This is a genomic window from Vreelandella sp. F11, from assembly GCF_042466685.1.
Lineage (GTDB): Bacteria > Pseudomonadota > Gammaproteobacteria > Pseudomonadales > Halomonadaceae > Vreelandella.
Map to the genome: position 1 here is coordinate 1,849,234 of NZ_CP170448.1, position 17,755 is coordinate 1,866,988.

General features: G+C 56.3%; 22 protein-coding genes. 10 read left to right on the plus strand and 12 right to left on the minus strand.

The window, feature by feature from the left end; genetic code table 11:
* Positions 1–12: 12 nt before the first annotated feature.
* Positions 13–534, minus strand: a complete 522-nt coding sequence (yjgA, locus tag ACFIOZ_RS08300; protein WP_386083213.1) for a ribosome biogenesis factor YjgA — start codon at positions 532–534, stop codon at positions 13–15.
* Between the two features lie 124 nt (positions 535–658).
* Between yjgA and pmbA the strand changes: the two genes are divergently transcribed.
* Positions 659–1,999: a metalloprotease PmbA gene (gene pmbA / locus ACFIOZ_RS08305; RefSeq protein WP_386083214.1), complete on the plus strand. Its 1,341-nt coding sequence runs from the start codon at positions 659–661 to the stop codon at positions 1,997–1,999.
* 18 nt (positions 2,000–2,017) lie between these two features.
* On the opposite strand, the gene ACFIOZ_RS08310 is transcribed toward pmbA, so the two are convergent.
* The 10 genes from ACFIOZ_RS08310 to ACFIOZ_RS08355 all read right to left on the minus strand — a co-directional run bounded on the left by ACFIOZ_RS08310 (position 2,018) and on the right by ACFIOZ_RS08355 (position 9,239).
* Positions 2,018–2,287, minus strand: a complete 270-nt coding sequence (locus tag ACFIOZ_RS08310) for an HPr family phosphocarrier protein (RefSeq protein ID WP_088698562.1) — start codon at positions 2,285–2,287, stop codon at positions 2,018–2,020.
* Between the two features lie 45 nt (positions 2,288–2,332).
* Positions 2,333–3,265 carry an RNase adapter RapZ gene (rapZ, locus tag ACFIOZ_RS08315; protein ID WP_386083215.1) on the minus strand — a complete coding sequence of 311 codons (933 nt, stop codon included), beginning with the start codon at positions 3,263–3,265 and terminating at the stop codon, positions 2,333–2,335.
* Between the two features lie 91 nt (positions 3,266–3,356).
* A complete protein-coding gene (locus ACFIOZ_RS08320) occupies positions 3,357–3,827 on the minus strand; it encodes a PTS sugar transporter subunit IIA (protein ID WP_386083217.1) in 471 nt (156 codons plus the stop codon).
* A gap of 4 nt (positions 3,828–3,831) precedes the next feature.
* Positions 3,832–4,140: a ribosome hibernation-promoting factor, HPF/YfiA family gene (hpf, locus tag ACFIOZ_RS08325; protein WP_088698565.1), complete on the minus strand. Its 309-nt coding sequence runs from the start codon at positions 4,138–4,140 to the stop codon at positions 3,832–3,834.
* A 98-nt stretch (positions 4,141–4,238) separates the two neighbouring features.
* Positions 4,239–5,654 (minus strand): RNA polymerase factor sigma-54, encoded by a 1,416-nt coding sequence (locus tag ACFIOZ_RS08330; RefSeq protein ID WP_386083218.1) that lies wholly within the window; start codon positions 5,652–5,654, stop codon positions 4,239–4,241.
* A 164-nt stretch (positions 5,655–5,818) separates the two neighbouring features.
* Positions 5,819–6,568 carry an LPS export ABC transporter ATP-binding protein gene (gene lptB, locus ACFIOZ_RS08335; RefSeq protein WP_386083219.1) on the minus strand — a complete coding sequence of 250 codons (750 nt, stop codon included), beginning with the start codon at positions 6,566–6,568 and terminating at the stop codon, positions 5,819–5,821.
* A gap of 11 nt (positions 6,569–6,579) precedes the next feature.
* On the minus strand, positions 6,580–7,074 hold the full coding sequence (gene lptA / locus ACFIOZ_RS08340; protein WP_386083220.1) for a lipopolysaccharide transport periplasmic protein LptA: 495 nt from the start codon (positions 7,072–7,074) through the stop codon (positions 6,580–6,582).
* A complete protein-coding gene (lptC, locus tag ACFIOZ_RS08345) occupies positions 7,071–7,655 on the minus strand; it encodes an LPS export ABC transporter periplasmic protein LptC (protein ID WP_386083221.1) in 585 nt (194 codons plus the stop codon). The genes lptA and lptC overlap by 4 nt, the downstream gene beginning before the upstream one ends.
* A complete protein-coding gene (locus ACFIOZ_RS08350) occupies positions 7,656–8,198 on the minus strand; it encodes a KdsC family phosphatase (RefSeq protein WP_386083222.1) in 543 nt (180 codons plus the stop codon). It abuts the gene before it with no gap.
* A 54-nt stretch (positions 8,199–8,252) separates the two neighbouring features.
* A complete protein-coding gene (locus ACFIOZ_RS08355) occupies positions 8,253–9,239 on the minus strand; it encodes a KpsF/GutQ family sugar-phosphate isomerase (protein WP_144814771.1) in 987 nt (328 codons plus the stop codon).
* 270 nt (positions 9,240–9,509) lie between these two features.
* Here ACFIOZ_RS08355 and ACFIOZ_RS08360 point away from each other — a divergent pair, with 270 nt between their 5' ends.
* The 9 genes from ACFIOZ_RS08360 to hisD all read left to right on the plus strand — a co-directional run bounded on the left by ACFIOZ_RS08360 (position 9,510) and on the right by hisD (position 16,384).
* Positions 9,510–10,331 (plus strand): ATP-binding cassette domain-containing protein, encoded by an 822-nt coding sequence (locus tag ACFIOZ_RS08360; RefSeq protein ID WP_386083224.1) that lies wholly within the window; start codon positions 9,510–9,512, stop codon positions 10,329–10,331.
* Positions 10,332–10,384: 53 nt separating this feature from the next.
* The gene (gene mlaE, locus ACFIOZ_RS08365) at positions 10,385–11,185 is read left to right on the plus strand and encodes a lipid asymmetry maintenance ABC transporter permease subunit MlaE (protein ID WP_386083225.1); all 801 of its coding nucleotides are present in this window, start codon (positions 10,385–10,387) and stop codon (positions 11,183–11,185) included.
* A 16-nt stretch (positions 11,186–11,201) separates the two neighbouring features.
* Positions 11,202–11,666 carry an outer membrane lipid asymmetry maintenance protein MlaD gene (gene mlaD, locus ACFIOZ_RS08370; protein ID WP_386083226.1) on the plus strand — a complete coding sequence of 155 codons (465 nt, stop codon included), beginning with the start codon at positions 11,202–11,204 and terminating at the stop codon, positions 11,664–11,666.
* Positions 11,667–11,756: 90 nt separating this feature from the next.
* Positions 11,757–12,398, plus strand: coding sequence for an MlaC/ttg2D family ABC transporter substrate-binding protein (locus ACFIOZ_RS08375; RefSeq protein WP_386083227.1), 642 nt, complete (start codon positions 11,757–11,759; stop codon positions 12,396–12,398).
* Complete coding sequence (locus ACFIOZ_RS08380; protein ID WP_386083229.1) at positions 12,395–12,733, plus strand: STAS domain-containing protein; 339 nt, start codon at positions 12,395–12,397, stop codon at positions 12,731–12,733. The genes ACFIOZ_RS08375 and ACFIOZ_RS08380 overlap by 4 nt, the downstream gene beginning before the upstream one ends.
* A gap of 93 nt (positions 12,734–12,826) precedes the next feature.
* A complete protein-coding gene (locus ACFIOZ_RS08385) occupies positions 12,827–13,078 on the plus strand; it encodes a BolA family protein (protein WP_007114696.1) in 252 nt (83 codons plus the stop codon).
* A 10-nt stretch (positions 13,079–13,088) separates the two neighbouring features.
* On the plus strand, positions 13,089–14,351 hold the full coding sequence (gene murA, locus ACFIOZ_RS08390) for a UDP-N-acetylglucosamine 1-carboxyvinyltransferase (RefSeq protein ID WP_386083230.1): 1,263 nt from the start codon (positions 13,089–13,091) through the stop codon (positions 14,349–14,351).
* 43 nt (positions 14,352–14,394) lie between these two features.
* The gene (hisG, locus tag ACFIOZ_RS08395; RefSeq protein WP_386083231.1) at positions 14,395–15,048 is read left to right on the plus strand and encodes an ATP phosphoribosyltransferase; all 654 of its coding nucleotides are present in this window, start codon (positions 14,395–14,397) and stop codon (positions 15,046–15,048) included.
* 13 nt (positions 15,049–15,061) lie between these two features.
* Positions 15,062–16,384, plus strand: coding sequence for a histidinol dehydrogenase (gene hisD / locus ACFIOZ_RS08400; RefSeq protein ID WP_386083232.1), 1,323 nt, complete (start codon positions 15,062–15,064; stop codon positions 16,382–16,384).
* A 51-nt stretch (positions 16,385–16,435) separates the two neighbouring features.
* On the opposite strand, the gene ACFIOZ_RS08405 is transcribed toward hisD, so the two are convergent.
* On the minus strand, positions 16,436–17,701 hold the full coding sequence (locus ACFIOZ_RS08405) for a Do family serine endopeptidase (RefSeq protein ID WP_386083234.1): 1,266 nt from the start codon (positions 17,699–17,701) through the stop codon (positions 16,436–16,438).
* Positions 17,702–17,755 lie beyond the last annotated feature (54 nt).

Consider the following 17,755-nt stretch of genomic DNA (forward strand, 5'->3'; position numbering starts at 1 on the left):
AATGAGCCGCCTTTAAAGAGAGAGGGTTTCGCGCAGGTGTTTGAATAGCTTGCGCGAGCTGGTGGGTGGTTTGCCCTGCTCGCGTTCCCGCTGGGCGTTGCGAATCAATTGACGCAGGGTCTGGCGGTCGGCATCGGGGTGCTCCGCCATAAACAGGTCGACAGCAGGATCGCCCTCATCAATTAAGCGTTCCCGCCATTTTTCCAGGCGGTGAAACGCGTGGTCGCGCTGCTCCTGCTCTTGGTCGATGGAATCGAACACGGCTTGAATGGCGGTGAGATCCTCTTTACGGATTAACTTGCCGACATACTGCATATGGCGACGGCGACCTTCGTGGGAGCGAATGCGCGCAGTTTCCTCGATAGCACGCAGCATATCGTCAGAGAGGGGGAAACGGGCGCGTTCCGCCGGTCGCATGGCGATTAAGGTTTCCCCAAGTGCCTGTAAGGCATGCATTTCGCGTTTGAGTTGCGACTTGCTAGGGCGTTCTTCCTGCTCTTCTGTTTCTACGGGATCGGGACGTTGCTTACGCATAGTGTGACTCACAGACAAGATTCGTGGCGGGATTATACCAGCTGCGAGTACAACATTGATTCACCGAAGAGACTCTCTTGAAAGACATTCAGTTGAGAGACATTCGGTTGAAAAAGGAGGCCGTATGGCACAGGCATTTGATGCAACCGCGCAGCAGTCGCTTTTGACCGCCCGAGCCGAAGAGGCGCTAGCACTGGCGAAGCGCTTGGGCGCTGATGCTGCCGAAGTGGGTGCAAGCGTTGATCAGGGCATCGGCATTAGCGTGCGCCTTGGCGAAGTTGAAACGGTTGAGTTATCCCGCGACCAGGGCATAGCCGTCACGCTTTACGTGGGCCAGCGTAAAGGCAGCGCTTCTTCCACTGATGCCAGTAGTGCCTCGATTCAGGCCGCCGTAGAGAAAGCGCTCTCGATTGCCCGCTATACCGGTGAAGATAAGGCCGCAGGGCTGGCCGATGCCGCGCTGATGGCCACCGAGCTGCCCGATCTTAAAGTGCACTACCCCTGGGCGCTCACTACGGACGAGGCGATCGAGCTGGCGCTTGCCTGTGAGCAGGCGGGGCGTGACGTAGAAGGTATCTCCCAGTCAGATGGCGCGTCTCTTTCCAGTGGCGAAGGGGTGCGCGTTTATGCCAATAGCCACGGCTTTTTAGGTACCCAAAAGGGCAGTAGCCACTCACTTTCGTGCATGCTGATAGCTCAAGACGCCAGCGGTATGCAGCGCGACTACGACTACACTTCTGCCCGCGACCCCAAGGCGCTGCGTGACCCCGCGGAGGTAGGGCGCGAAGCCGCAGTTCGCACGCTGCGCAGGCTTGGCGCTAAACGCCCACCCACGGGCACCTTCCCGGTGCTGTTTGACCCCTCGCTGGCCAGCGGGTTAATCGGTCACCTTCTCAGTGGATTGGCTGGTGGTGCGCTCTACCGTCAGGCCTCGTTTTTGTGTGACCGGCTCGGCACACCGCTGTTTCCGGACTGGTTTAGCCTAGAAGAGCGACCGATGGAAATTGGCGCCATGGCCAGCTCGCCGTTTGATGGTGAGGGCGTGCAAACGCGTAATAATCGCTTTATCGACCAGGGACGCATTGCCAGCTATATGCTCTCTTCCTACAGTGCTCGTCGCCTTGGCATGCATACCACTGGCAATGCCGGAGGAGCGCGTAATGTGCGTTTGGCGGCGCCACTGCAATCACGCGAAAGTCTGCTGCAGGAGATGGGGCGGGGGATTTGGGTGACGGAACTGATGGGGCAGGGCGTCAACGGCGTCACCGGCGATTACTCCCGGGGGGCCGCAGGCTTTTGGATCGAAAACGGGAAGGTGCAGTACCCCGTTGAAGAGTTCACCATTGCCGGTAACCTGGAGCGGATGTTCACTGGCCTCGTCGGCATTGGTGATGACACCGATACCCGCGGCAGTGTTCACACGGGTAGCTGGTTGATTGATGCCATGACCGTGGCGGGGGACTAGCAAGCACAAGCTATACGGCTACTGATCCTCCTCAAAGCGGGCGTCGAACAGCGCTTGAATCGCTTCAAGCGCCTGTTCGGCATCATCGCCTTCGGCATTGATCTTCAGCTCTGTACCGCAAGGGGCTGCCAGCATCAGCAACGACATGATGTTGGCGGCGTCAGCGACCTGATTCTGCTTGTAAACATGTATTTTAGCCGAAAACTGTTGACCGCATTTGACCAGTTTTGTCGCCGCGCGAGCGTGTAGCCCGCGTTGATTGGTGAGTGTGAGTGTTCGTTCTGGCACCCTGGTTCCTTTTCGCCGAGTGGTGTCATTAATGGATAGACGCGTTTAAGAGGTCTCTGGTCGCTCGTTAGTTGGAGCAGAGCTGACGAGGGTGGCGGCTGACTGCTTGCTTAAGGTGTAGTGTAACCCCAGCTCGCGGTGGCGCAGTTGTACTTCGCCCATGCAGGGAGCCAACTTTTCCGCTAACTTCTCGACCATGTAAACCGAACGGTGTTGGCCACCGGTGCAGCCAATCGCGATGGTCATGTAGCTACGCTGGCTATTTTGGTAAGCGGGTAGCCAACGCTCCAGCCAGCCCAGAATGTCATTGCTCATGGCGTCAACGATCGGGTAGCTGCTTAGAAAAGCCACAATGTCAGCGTCGCGACCTGTGAACTGGCGCAGCGTCGGATCCCAATAAGGGTTCGGCAGGCAGCGCACATCGAAAACCAAGTCAGCGTCTAACGGCACGCCGCGTTTGTAACCAAACGACTCGAGTGTCAGCGTAAGCTTATCGCTCCGCTGATGCGCGACCTGGTCGGTAATGCGACGGCGTAAATCGTGCACCGATAAACGAGATGTATCGATCAACAGATCGGCCAGATCGCGAATATCCTCCAGCGTCTCCTCTTCTTTGTTGATCGCCTCTTCCAGCGTCATCTCACTATCCCGGGTCAGCGGATGGCGTCGCCGAGTAGCGGAGTAGCGCTCGAGCAGTATGCGCGCATCGGTGGTCAGGTAGATAACCTGGAAGTCGATTTTACGCTGGCGTAGCTCTTCCAACAAAGCGGGCAGGCGCTCTAGCGCGCCTGGCAAATTACGGGCATCAATGCTGACCGCCAAATGGGTGCGGTCACCCTGGTCGCGTATTTCGTCCACCAGCGATCCCAGCAACATAGCGGGAAGGTTATCAATCGCGTAGTAGCCAAGATCTTCCAGCGCCTGCAGAGCGATGGATTTACCTGACCCGGAGCGGCCGCTAATGATCACCAGTTGCATAGAGTCTCTCTGCCTTGGCCATGCTGCATTTGAAGGGGGCGAGCCAAAAATAAACCTGCCGCGATGAGCCTCAAGCAGACTTTAAGATCGATTAGGCTGCTGATTGCTCACGAATTTTGGCGGTGATGAGCTCAAGAAGTTCACGTTGACTGGCCGTTTTACGCAGTTGCTGGCGTGTGTCCGCATCATTCATGATGGTGGCTACTTGGCCAAGCAGTGAGAGGTGCGTGTCATCTGCTTCTTCGGGCACCAGCAGAACAAACACCAGGTCTACCGGGTCGCCGTCGATAGCGTCGAAATCAATCGCTTCTGACAGTTTTAAAAAGCCAGCGATAGGGGCTGTGCAGTGGGGGCTACGCGCATGGGGGATAGCCACACCGTTACCAATACCCGTACTGCCCAAGCGCTCACGGCCGATTAAACGGCTAAACACTTCTTGGCTGTCCAGGCTGGGAATATTTTGGGCAATAAAGGTGCTGTAAAACTCCAGCACCCTTTTTTTGCTGCCCCCGGGTACGTCAAACAGAACGCGTTCCGGGGGGAGTATGGTTTCCAACGTCATTGAATTAACGCACGCCTGCGCCTTGGGCGCGAGCTTGTGCTTTTTCCTTATGTTTAACGAGTTGACGGTCGATTTTGTCCGCTAGGGCATCGATAGCGGCGTACATATCACTGTCCATGGCTTCCGCATGTAAATCCGCGCCTGCGGCGTGCAGCGTACAGGCGGCCTGCTGGCGCTCTTTCTCCACTGATAAGGTGACTTGCACCGTGGTTATATTGTCGTAGTGGCGCTCTACACGCTCAAGTTTTTCGTTGACATAGTCACGCAAGGCGTCAGTCAGTTCTACGTGATGACCAGTGATATTAACTTGCATTGACGTACTCCTTATCCATCGGACTGTACTTCGATTGTAACCCTTTTTGCCGCGTTGCAAAGCCCTTGTCGAGAGTTTCCCTTAAACGGCATCAGGGTCTAGCGTAAACGGCGCCGTTCGCTGGAGGAGGGGATGCCCATGGCTTCGCGGTATTTAGCCACCGTGCGACGCGCTACCTGCACCCCCCCTTCGCCTAATAGCGTGACTAAGCGGCTGTCAGAAAGCGGTTTGCCAGGGGGCTCCTCTTGAATGAGTTTTTTGAGCCGCGCGCGGATGGCGGTACTGGAGTGGCTGTCGCCATCCTGGCTGCTCACTTGGCTGGAGAAAAAGTACTTGAGCTCAAATACACCGCGTGGGGTATGAATATATTTCTGCGTCGTTACCCGTGAGATAGTCGATTCGTGCATCTCAACGGCTTCAGCGATATCTGCCAGTATCAGCGGCTTCATGGCCTCTTCGCCGTGCTCTAAAAAGCCAATCTGACGGGTGATGATTTCACGACCCACCCGCAGCAGCGTATCGTTACGGCTGGAGAGACTCTTGATCAGCCAGCGCGCTTCCTGGAGGTGCTCTTTGAGAAACTGGTTGTCATCGCTTTTGTCCGCACGCTTAATCAGGCTGGCGTAGTCGGGCTGAATACGCAGCCGTGGTAGGGCCTCAGGGTTGAGCTCCAAATGCCAGCCTTCGTTATCGTGGCGGACGACTAGGTCGGGGGTCACATAGCTGTCGTCGGTGTCGCCGTAGGCGCTGCCTGGGCGAGGATCCAGGCTGCGAATCAGTAGAATGACATCGGCCAACTGTTCGTCGTCGAGCCCTAGGCGGCGTTTCAGCAGGCGCATGTCATCCTTGCCGAGCGCTTCAAGAAACTGACGCACTAGGCGGCGGGCGGGTACCAGCAGCGGCGTATCGTCGGGAAGAGCGGCAAGCTGCAGCATTAGGCATTCACGCAAGTCGCGGGCAAATATGCCGGTTGGCTCAAACTGCTGCAGCTTAAGCAGTGTGGTTTCCACTTCCCGCTGACTAAGCCCATCAATACCCTGGGCTCGTAGGCCTTCACGGATATCGTTAAGTGGCTGAGTCAGGTAGCCGTTTGCATCTAGTGCGTCGATTAGGCTCTCCGCGACAAGCTGCTCGCGGGCGCTGAAGTCGGTCATGGCAAGTTGCCACAGCAGGTGCCCATGTAGGCTCTGTCCGGCCGCTTGGCGTTCAAAATCGGGGCCTTCGCTGCTGCTACCTCCCTGGCTACCCATATCTTGATAGGTATCGGACCAGTCGCTATCTACCGAGAGCTCCGTAGGGATGCTCTCTGACCACTCTTCTTCCTTAGGCTCGCTGACAGCCTGCTCACTAAATTCATCCTCCTGCTCCAGCATGGGATTGGCATCTAGAGCCTGCTGAATTTCTTGACGAAGATCCAGCGTCGAGAGTTGCAACAGCGCAATCGCTTGTTGCAACTGGGGCGTCATGGTCAGCTGTGTGCCGATACGCAGTTGGAGAGAAGCTTTCATGACCATCTGAGAACCACTCGTTAATCAGAAGGCTCCACACTAGTGCGAGTGAGTGCCTGGTGCAAGTGCAATAAGCATGCCATTGGTAGTAAAGTTGTTGCAGAGCGCTATTTACAGAGCCAAAAAATAGGTTTATGGGCAGGTGGTGATTGTAGGCACAGTTGATTAGTTTAAAGGCGAAAATCAGCACCCAGATATACGTCTCTGACCTTCTGATTATCGAGAATGGCACTTGGTGAGCCGCTGGCAATGATTTGCCCATCACCGACGATATACGCAATATCGCAAATATCCAGGGTTTCACGCACGTTGTGGTCGGTGATCAGTACACCGATATGGCGCTGCTTCAACGCACGGATGATGGTTTTAATCTCGCCTACCGAAATGGGGTCTACGCCCGCAAAGGGCTCATCCAGTAAAATAAAAGCGGGTTCGGTGGCGAGCGAGCGGGCTATTTCGACTCGCCTGCGCTCACCGCCTGAAAGGCTCATGCCTAGATTGTCGCGAATATGAGTGATATGAAAGTCTTCGAGCAGCGCTTCCAGGCGCTGCTCCCGCTCGCTGCGATTAAGCTCTTTGCGGGTTTCGAGGATTGCCATAATATTATCGGCAACCGAAAGTTTGCGGAAAATAGACGCCTCTTGAGGGAGGTAGCCGATGCCCGCCGCGGCGCGTTCGTGCATGGGGGCGCGGGTTAAGTCCACATCATCGATGCCTACTTTGCCAGCATCGGATTTTACCAGCCCGACAATCATATAGAACGAGGTGGTTTTGCCTGCACCATTCGGGCCAAGTAGGCCCACAACGCTGCCTTGGCAGATCTCTAGGTTAATATCTTTAACCACCCGACGCCGTTTGTAGCTTTTAGCCAGGTGGTGGGCATAAAGGGTTTTGATCGGCGCAGTGTCAGCAGTGGCCACAGCTTGGCTCCCTATTGTTCAGGCTGAAGGGTCATTCGAATGCGCTGGGGCTCGCTGCCGTCAACGTCAGAGCGTGCTTGAATCACTTCACGGTCAATAAAATACTCAAGACGCCCGCCGGTAAATTTATCCTCTTGTTGGGTCAATTCGGCTTGGTCAATCAACTCGACGCGGCGTTCCGCAACGTGATAAATGATCCGCCGTGCCCAACCCTCGGTGGGGCCGTCCTGGCCTTCACCCTGATGGCGCAGATAGGCGCGCTCACCGGTGGCTGTTGCTGTTGAGAGCTCACCAGCCTCGTTACGTTTGATCTCTACCCGCTCGCCCTGCAGCTGCATTTCGCCCTGGCGAATGTCCACGTCTCCACTATAAACGGCGGTACCCGCCCGTTGGTCGAGATCCAAGCGGTCGGCCTCTACTTCAATAGGCGCCTGCTGTGAGGTTTGGGCCAGCGCTGTTAGCGGCATCGCGAGCGCAAAAAGGGCGGTGTAAACAAGTGCTTTCATGGCGACTCCTCTCTAGATTGCTTGGCCGGGGGGTGTGTACCGCGTACATTATCCGTTAGGCGAACCCGGCTATCGTTAAGCCACACGTCCATACGTGAAGCACTCATTTGCTGGGGCGGTTGCTGCAGCATGACCGGTGTATCACTCCAGGCATGCTGAGTTACCCCATCATAATGCAATAGCTCGGTATCTAGCTGCCAACCTTCATCGGGTGCTATCAAACGTGCCGAGCCTGACAGCAGCAGCGACTGGGTGGCGGTATTGAGCGTGCCTACATCCGCGCTAGCCAGCCATTGACGATCCTCATTGTCGTAAAGCAGCGCTTCGGGCTCTTCTGTCCAGGTTTCGCTTTGCTGAGGCGTATGGATAAGGCGCGGGGTTTTCAGCGACTGCAGGACGTTGCCATTATCACCAAATAGAGTGATTTCAGCATTTTCCAATACGTGGCCTGGCTCTTGAGCCTGCGCTTCTGGATCGATGCTGGTGTCTTGCGGCCCGCGGGGGTCAAGCCATACCAGTAGAGCCCCCAGCGCTATGACCAGCCCAGCTAACCAGATATGCACTTTAAAGCGCTTAATCATTTACGTGCGGCCGTGGAGGTAGGTGTCAAGCACCGCGCCCCAGTGCCCTTGGGATTCAAGCAGCGTATCGCAGATTTCGCGCACTGCACCGTGGCCACCCAGACGCTCGGTGATCCAGTCGGCGTGAGTATGCATATAATCCGGTGCATTAGGGACGGTAATACCGACACCGCAACGCTTAATGGCCGCTAGGTCGGGTAGATCGTCACCACAATAGGCCACCTGCTCCAGCTCGATATCGAGGCGCTGGCAAAGCCCGCGCAGGGTCGCCAGTTTGTCCTCACAGCCTTGATGGACATGGTCGATGCCCAAGGCAGCAGCGCGTTGACTTACCATAGGTGAATCACGACCGGTAACCAGCGCTACATGCACGCCAACGCGTTTGAGTAGTTTTAGCCCATGACCATCCTGGGTATGGAATGCCTTGATTTCGATTCCATCGGCCTGAAAGTAGAGACGGCCATCAGTGAGTACGCCGTCAACATCCAGCGCCAAAAGGCGTACACGGCGGAGACGATCAAGTAGCGCAGCAGGTAGGGACATAGAGCCTCCATATCAGTAAATTCGTAAAGCCAGGCGGAGTAAAACGCCGGTAGATTAAATAACGCCGCTGGCGAGCAGGTCATGCATATGTAGAGCCCCAATAGGGCGCTGTTGTTCATCGACCACCGCGAGCGCGGTAATACGGCTCTCCTCCATGATGCGTACCGCTTCGGCTGCCAGGATGTCTGGGCCGATGCGTTTACCTGGCCGGGTCATAACGTCGTCAACGCGCACATCGCGCAGATTATGGAACTGATCCAGCGTGCGTCGCAGGTCGCCATCGGTGTAGACCCCGGCGAGGCGCCCATCGCTATCCACCACGCAGGTAAAGCCAAGCCCCTGCCGGGTGATCTCCAGTAACGCATCGCGTAATGGGCTTCCCAGTGCGACCTGGGGTAGTCGCGCACCGTCGTGCATTAGATCCCTAACGCGCAGTAACAGGCGCTTACCTAAGCTACCGCCAGGGTGGGAAAGAGCGAAATCTTCAGCGGTAAAGCCGCGTGCTTCCAGTAATGCAACCGCCAGTGCATCGCCCAGGGCGAGAGCAGCGGTGGTGGAGCTGGTGGGAGCCAGGTCGAGCGGGCACGCTTCACGCTCAACGCCACTATTGAGATGGGCGTCAGCGTGTTTGGCAAGCGTGGAGTGGGGGCGCCCGGTCATGCTCACCAGTGGTGTGCCCAAGCGTTTGAGCAGCGGCAGTAGAGCAGTGACTTCGGCGGTTTCACCTGAATTAGACAGTGCTAGCACTACATCTGCGCGGGTGATCATGCCCAGGTCGCCGTGGCTGGCTTCGCCGGGGTGAACAAAAAAGGCCGGTGTGCCCGTGCTGGCCAGTGTTGCTGCCAGCTTGCCTGCAATATGCCCCGACTTGCCCATGCCCGTCACCACCACGCGGCCTTGGCAGGCGAGGATCAGCTCGCAGGCGCGGTCAAAGCTTTCGTCCAGTTTAGCCTGGAGGCCCCCGATCGCTGCCTGCTCAATTTGCAGCGTACGCAGTGCGCTTTCGCGTAGTAGGCTGGATGAAGCAAGAGGCTGGCGCATAGCGTTTTCTCTTAACAATTGAAAATGAACAAAGTGGTAACCGCCAAGAATAACATCTCGATACCCCTAATAGGCAGTAATTGAGGTCGTTACTCAAGCCGACTGCTGTTGACGTGCTATATAAGGAGCGGCCATTCGCACCGTAACGTCTTGTAGCGTTATAGTACGATGTTCGATAATGTTTTAGAAACACTGTTTTCTAACTGCGGTGGCAGCAAGTAGGGTATGCTATCTAGCCTTTGCTACGCCTCGTTAAGAGTCAACTGATCCATGACAGATGCACCCTTTATAGAAATTGAAGAGCTCTATTTCACTCGTGGCGATCACGAAATTTTCCGTGGTGTGAATATGACCATACCGCGGGGTAAAGTGACCGCGATCATGGGGCCGAGCGGTACCGGTAAAACCACGCTGCTAAAGCTGATCGGCGGGCAACTGACGCCGGAGAGTGGGCGAATACTGATTGACGGGCAGGATGTGCATAAGCTTTCGCGGAAGGCGCTGTTCACGCTACGCAAGCGGATGGGCATGCTGTTTCAGAGTGGTGCGCTGTTTTCCGATCTGGATGTGTTTGAGAACGTTGCTTTTCCGCTGAGGGTGCATACGGATTTGCCCAATACCATGGTGCGCGACCTGGTATTGCTCAAACTGCAGTCAGTCGGCTTGCGCGGTGCGCGACACTTAACACCGGCTGAGCTGTCCGGGGGTATGGCGCGCCGGGTGGCGTTGGCCCGTGCGGTAGCGCTGGATCCGGAGCTGATTCTGTACGACGAGCCGTTCGTAGGCCAGGATCCTATCTCCATGGGTGTATTGGTGCAGTTGATTAAGCGTCTTAATCAAGCGCTGCAGCTCACCTCTGTGGTGGTCTCTCATGATATCAAGGAAACCTTGAGCATTGCCGACTACCTCTACCTGATTGCTGATGGTCAAGTGGTGGCTCATGGCACCCCGCAAACGTTGGATACCAATGAAGATCCGCGGGTTAGTCAGTTTATCCATGGTGAGCCCGATGGCCCGGTGCCATTCCACTACCCCGCCGAGGCGTTTTATCGCGATATTCTGGGTGACCCCCCGATGAGACAGAGAGGTTAGGTGGCAACGTTAGCGTCAATGCACACATGCAGGGTAAATAAAGGGCAGGGTTAATGCAGTCAAAATTCTCTAGCAGCGCCGCGCGTATCACCCGGCTGGGGCGCCGGGGGTGCGACTTAATGGAAGCATTGGGTCGAGCGGGTGTGTTTCTATTTCAGTCAGCGGTGGGGGTGCCTTCCCGAGAAGGTTGGCGATTATGGTTACACCAGATGCACTTTGTTGGCGTGCTTTCGTTAGCTATTGTGCTGGTGTCTGGACTGTTTATCGGCATGGTGCTAGCGCTACAGGGCTACACCATTCTGGTCGATTTCGGCGCTGAGCAGGCGCTGGGTCAAATGGTGGCGCTTTCGCTATTGCGCGAGCTGGCGCCAGTGGTGGCGGCACTGCTGTTTGCTGGTCGGGCGGGCTCTGCGCTTACCGCCGAGATCGGTTTAATGAAAGCGACCGAGCAGCTCACCAGCATGGAGATGATCGGCGTTGATCCGCTGCGTCGTGTGGTAGCCCCGCGCTTATGGGCAGGCTTTGTGTCGCTGCCTATTCTGACGGTGGGGTTTAGCGTGGTGGGTATCTGGGGGGGATACCTGGTGGGGGTTGAGTGGCTAGGCGTTTTTGAGGGTTCCTACTGGAGCAACATGCAGGCCAGCGTGGCCTTTGTTGATGATATTGGTAACGGCATGATCAAAAGCGCTGTATTTGCCCTGGTGGTGACCTGGATTGCAGTGTTTCAGGGGTTTGATTTGGTGCCGACTTCTGAAGGTATCTCGCGTGCTACGACACGCACAGTAGTGTATTCGTCCCTGGCAGTTTTGGGGCTTGATTTTGTATTGACCGCCATCATGTTTGGCGGCCTTTAATGGCTGGAGCAGTTTCATGAAACGCAGTAAAACCATGGAGTTCGGTGTTGGCCTGTTTATGGTGGCAGGTATCCTGGGGCTCGTGTTCCTCGGCTTACGTGTTAGTGGACTGACGTTCTCTGCGCCCTCGCAGTCATTTCAGCTAGAGGCCAACTTTGCCAATATTGGCAGCTTAAAGCCCCGCGCCAGGGTCACTATGGCTGGCGTGACGGTGGGGCGGGTGGAAGCAATCGAGCTGGATACCGAGTGGTTTGATGCGCGGGTTGTGCTAAGTCTGAACAGCGAGCTTGAAGGTCAGCTTTCCAAAGACTCGATCGCCTCTATCCTGACGGCAGGCCTGTTGGGTGAGCAGTACATTGGTCTTAGTGTGGGCGGCGACCCTGAGATGTTGGAAGATGGCGACACCATTCGCGACACCCAGTCGGCGCTGGTGCTGGAAGAACTTATCCAGCAATTTGTGTCCAATATGGCGAGTAACTAGTGTTTTAAATGGTAGGCACGAATCCAGTGTGATAATGGGCCCAGTGCAATAACGGGTAGGGAGATAATGGTGATGAATGGAGTGAGCTTGATGTTGGGTCGTTGGCTCTTGGTGGTAAGCATGGTGGCAGCGTTTATGGTGCCACTGCAGTCTCAGGCGCAGTCGCAGACGCCAGAAGCGATGATTCGCGAGAACGTCGAGTCGCTGATGGCAGATCTACAGGGGCGTCAGGATTATTATGCCAATAACCTTAACGAGCTCGAGGCGTTAGTGGATAGTAACCTCGATCAAGTAGCAGATTTTCGCTATATCGGTGCCAGCGTGATGGGCAACTATTTCCGCAACGCTTCTCCGGAGCAGCGCCGTCGTTTTGTGGATGTGTTTCGGCAAACGCTGATTGATACCTACGCCCGCGGCTTAGTGACGTTTGATTATGAAGAATTACGAGTGCTGGACTCCCAGCAGGCTCAGCGCTACGACGACCAGGCCAGTGTGGCTATGGAAGTAGTGGCCAGCAATGGCCAAGTGTACCCCGTAAGCTATAGCCTGAGGCTCTCCGACGGCGAGTGGCGGGTAGTGAATGTGATCGTTAACGGCATTAATTTGGGCCTGACGTTCCGCAATCAGTTTGATCAAGCCATGCGTGAAAACAGCCGTGACTATGATGCGGTTATTGACGGCTGGTCGCCTGAAGTGGGCGTTGAGGAGCTTGAGCAGGGAGGCGATGCGTGACAGCGCTGTTTTCACGCCCCGGCGTCACGGTGAGTGAAGAAAACGCCACCCTGCTTGTGGCCGGCGATGTGGAAGTCACCCTGGCGGCCGACTTGGCCGCCAGTGGTGTTAAATGGCTCAAGCAAACCGAACTAACCACGATCAGTTTAGATTTTAGTCGCGTTGAAAAAGCCAGCAGTGTTGCTATTAGCGTGCTATTTGAATGGCTGCGCATTTGTCGGCAGCGCGGTATTCAGGTTCAATCCATTCTTTTGTCAGCGCCGCTACACCGGCTTGCCTCCCTGGCTGAGTTGGATGCTTTGATTGAGCAACCAGCCACTACTCTGGCCGTTTAACGCTGCGGCATCGCCAAGCGCACTGCTTTTCTTTATTATGTCGACCCAATTACGTTCATTAATAACGATGACCCCAAAGGAGTTCTCTGCGTCATGCAACCCAATGAGGTAAAAGCACTGCTTGAATCCCGTATCGACGGATGTCAGTTCCATATCCAGGGTGAAGGCTGTAACTTTCAGGTGATTGCGGTTGGCGATGCCTTTGAAGGTCTCTCTCCGGTCAAACGTCAGCAGCTTGTTTACGCTGCGCTGAGCGATGAGATCGCCTCGGGTGCCCTCCACGCGATTAGCATCAAAACGTTTACTCCGGCGCAGTGGCAAACTGCACCGGAAAACGTTCAATAACGGTCGCCCCATGGATAAGTTAATCATTACCGGCAACGGATCGGTAGACGGTGAAGTGTGGGTGAGCGGTGCCAAAAATGCGGCGTTGCCTATTCTGTGTGCCAGCCTGTTGGCCGATGGCCCCGTGGTGATTGGTAATTTGCCGCACCTGCAGGATATTACCACCACGCTAGAACTGCTTGGCCGCATGGGCGTTGAGCCGGTGATGGGCGAGAAGCTGAGTATTCAGTTGGATGGATCCCAGGTTACCCAGTGCCACGCGCCCTATGAGCTGGTTAAAAAAATGCGTGCCTCCATCCTGGTGCTGGGCCCGCTGCTTGCCCACTTCGGTAAAGCCGATGTGTCGCTGCCCGGCGGTTGCGCCATTGGCTCGCGCCCTGTGGACCTACACATCCGTGGTTTGGAAGCTATGGGGGCGGAGATTCGCGTGGAGGCTGGCTATATCCGCGCGCGGGTCGATGGTCGACTAAAAGGGACGACTATCTACTTTGATACCGTGACAGTGACCGGAACTGAAAACCTGCTAATGGCGGCCACCTTGGCCGATGGCAAAACCGTTCTGGAAAACGCGGCCCGCGAGCCTGAAATTGTCGACTTGGCCGAGTGCTTGATCAAAATGGGCGCTAACATCAGCGGCCATGGCACCGACACTATCACCATCGAAGGTGTCGAGAAGCTGCACGGCTGCGAACACGATGTCATGCCTGACCGTATCGAGACGGGCACTTTTCTGGTTGCCGCGGCGATGACCGGTGGGCGGGTGAAGGTTAAGCGTACCCGCGCCGACATCCTGGATGCCGTTATTGCCAAGCTGGAAGAGGCGGGTGCCGAAGTCACCAGTGGCGATGACTGGATTGCCCTGGACATGCACGGTAAACGCCCTAAGGCGGTCAATATTCGCACCGCGCCCTATCCGGCGTTTCCTACCGATATGCAGGCGCAGTTCGTGGCCATGAATGCCGTGGCGGTGGGGCACTCTCGGGTGGTCGAGACCATTTTCGAAAACCGCTTTATGCACGTTCAAGAGCTCAACCGCATGGGCGCCAATATCGTGCTGGAGGGTAATACCGCCTTGATCGAGGGGGTCGAGAAGCTTTCCGGTGCGCCGGTAATGGCCACCGACCTGCGCGCGTCTGCTTCGCTGGTGATTGCGGCCATGATGGCCGAGGGCGAAACCCTGGTGGATCGTATCTATCACATTGACCGTGGCTACGAGTGTATCGAAGAGAAACTGCAGCTGCTGGGTGCGCGTATTCGCCGTATACCCGGCTAAGTTATGCTATGAATCCCTGCATTCGAATAACGACGGGCCAACGATGAGTAAGCAACTGATTTTAGCCCTCTCAAAGGGCCGTATTCTGGAAGAGACACTGCCGCTGCTAGCCGATGCGGGGATTTCGCCTGCCGAGGATCTAAGTAAAAGTCGCAAGCTGCTATTTGACACCAATTTGCCTGACGTGAAATTGGTGATTATCCGTGCCACCGACGTTCCCACCTACGTTCAGCTGGGGGCGGCCGATGTCGGTATCGCAGGTAAAGATGTGCTGCTTGAGCACGGTGCCGAAGGGCTTTATGAGCCGCTGGATTTGGAGATTGCCCGCTGCAAGTTGATGACCGCGGGCGTGACCGGCGAGCTGCCGGCCCGCGCCCGGCGTCGGGTGGCGACGAAATTTGTTAACGTGGCGCGACGCTATTACGCCGAGCAGGGCATCCAGGCCGAGGTAATCAAGCTCTATGGTGCTATGGAGCTGGCGCCGTTAATGAACCTGGCCGATGAGATTGTCGATATCGTCGATACCGGCAATACCCTGCGGGCAAATGGCATGGAGCCGCGTGAGCTTATTGCCCATATCAGCACCCGGCTGGTGGTGAATAAAGCCGCCATGACCATGAAGCATGAGCGCATTAAGCCGCTACTCGACCGCTTGGACAGTGCGGTCAAAAAGCGTCAGACCCAGCTTGCCGAATGATGTGAGGTGACCCATGAGTGAACGCCAACAGACGACTGCTACGATTTCACGCCTATCGACAAGCGATGCTGCCTTTCACCACCGGCTTGATGAGTTGTTGGATTGGGAGGGGGTGTCTGATAAAGCAGTACAAGCGCGGGTAGAAGAGATTCTTGCCAGCGTAAAGCAGCACGGCGATGCGGCGGTCGTGGAAGCCACTAATCGCTTTGACCGGCTTTCTGTTACTTCCATGGGCGAACTGACGTTAACGCCCGAACAGTTGGAGAGAGCCTTTAATAACTTGCCTGCTCAGCAGCGCGAGGCACTCTCCAGTGCCGCCGAGCGGATTAAGCGCTACCACGAGCGTCAAAAGCCTAATTCCTGGCAATATGAAGAGGCGGACGGCACGGTGCTGGGGCAGAAAGTCACCCCGCTGGATCGCGCCGGTATTTATGTTCCGGGGGGTAAAGCGGCTTACCCCTCCTCGGTGTTAATGAATGCAATCCCTGCCCATGTGGCCGGTGTGCGCGAAATCGTTATGGTCGTGCCTACGCCGGACGGCGTGCTCAATGAGCTGGTGTTGGCTGCAGCTCATTTGGCGGGTGTCGACTATGTGTTCACGATTGGCGGCGCCCAGGCGGTCGCAGCGCTTGCTTACGGCACTGAAAGTGTACCCCGGGTCGATAAAATTGTCGGTCCTGGCAATATTTATGTGGCCACGGCTAAGCGTGCGGTATTTGGTCAGGTGGGCATTGATATGATTGCCGGGCCTTCGGAAATTATGGTGGTTTCCGATGGGTTGACCGACCCCGATTGGCTGGCGATGGATCTATTCTCTCAGGCCGAGCATGACGAAGATGCCCAGGCGATCCTGGTAAGCTGGGATGCTGAGCACTTAGATGCCATCGAGGCGGCGATTGAAAAGCTGCTGCCGAGCTTGGAGCGTGAAGCGATTGTGCGTGAATCTCTGCGCCGACGTGGCGCCTTGGTGCTCTGTCAGGACGCCCAAGAAGCCATTACGCTGATTAACCGGATTGCTCCTGAACACCTGGAGCTCTCCGTCGCCGCCCCCGATACATGGTTAGACGATATTCGCCATGCCGGGGCCATCTTCATGGGGCGTTACACCGCCGAGGCGCTGGGTGATTACTGTGCTGGGCCGAATCACGTGCTGCCTACCTCTGGCACGGCGCGCTTCTCTTCGCCGCTGGGCGTTTACGACTTCCAGAAGCGCTCTTCGATTATTCACTGCTCCGCAGACGGCGCTTCAGAGCTGGGTAAAATCGCCTCGGTATTGGCACGGGGGGAGTCACTAACGGCTCACGCCCGTTCAGCGGAGTACCGGATCCGCGGCTGATACAGCGATACTGATACATACAGGGCCACTCCAGCGTGCTCATATTGCAAACTATGAGTCGCGCTGGCCGGGGGTCTCTTGATTGATAGGGATGGTCGGTAGCGGGCGTTCTCCCACTTCCAGCGTCATTTCCATCCGCTCACCACTGCGCACAATGGTTAGCGGTAGTGACGTGCCGGGCGGGATTGAGGCAATTTCGCTCATCGTCGAACGGGCATCCAAAATCGGCTGACCATCGACGGCAAGGAGTACGTCTCCGGGTTCCAGGCCTGCTTTTGCGGCGGGGCCGCCGCTGACTACGCCGGCGACGATCACCCCTTGTGGTGTCTGCAGCCCAAAAGAAGCCGCCAGTTCACGTGATAGCGCCTGCGCTTCAATACCCAGCCAGCCACGAATGACGCGCCCTTGAGTGACCAGCTCATCCAGAATGCTGTGAGCAAGGTTGGCGGGAATGGCAAAGCCAATGCCCTGGGAGCCGCCGGAGCGCGAGAAAATCGCCGTATTGATTCCCACCATGGCGCCTTCGGGGTTGACCAGTGCGCCACCTGAATTGCCTGGATTGATGGCGGCATCAGTTTGAATAAAGTCTTCGTAGGCGTTTAACCCTAAATGATTTCGCCCGGTGGCACTAATGATGCCCATGGTGACCGTCTGGCCGACGCCAAAAGGGTTGCCAATCGCGAGCGCTACATCGCCTACAGCTACGTCGGCTGAGTCTGTCAGTTCAATAACCGGCAAGTCGTCCAGGTTGATTCTCAGGACGGCCAAATCGCTTTCAGGGTCTGTGCCGATCACCTCTGCAATGGTTTCGCGTCCGTCACGTAGGGCGACCTGGATTTCATCAGCGCCGTTGATGACGTGGTGATTGGTCAGTACGTAGCCGTCCTCGCTGACAATAACGCCAGAGCCCAGGCTTGAGAGCATGCGTTGATGGGTTGTAGCGTCATCTCCCTGGCTATCAAAAAATTGCTGAAAAAATGGATCTGACATCAGTGGGTGCTGGTCGCGCTCAACGATGCGGGATGAGTAAATATTTACCACCGCCGGCGCGGCTTGCTCCACTGCCTGAGCATAGCTGACGGGGCCTTTGTTCCGGGAAAGCGGCGCTGCCTGATGAATTTCAGGCGCAGGGCGGTTAGGGTTGGGCTCTACCACTGCTGGCGTCGTCGAGATGACCGGCGCGGCGACTTGGGGGGCTTGAGGCGACGAGTCACGAAACGGGTTGGGCAGCTGCTCGGGGAGTGCGAAGAGAATCACCACCGCGAGCAGCACGCCAGTGATAACAGGCCATAAATAAGGCAGCACGTAGCGTCGCATGCGATCAATTCCTTAACGGGTCGGTCTCACTGTTCGCGATAAAAAGCAGCGAGT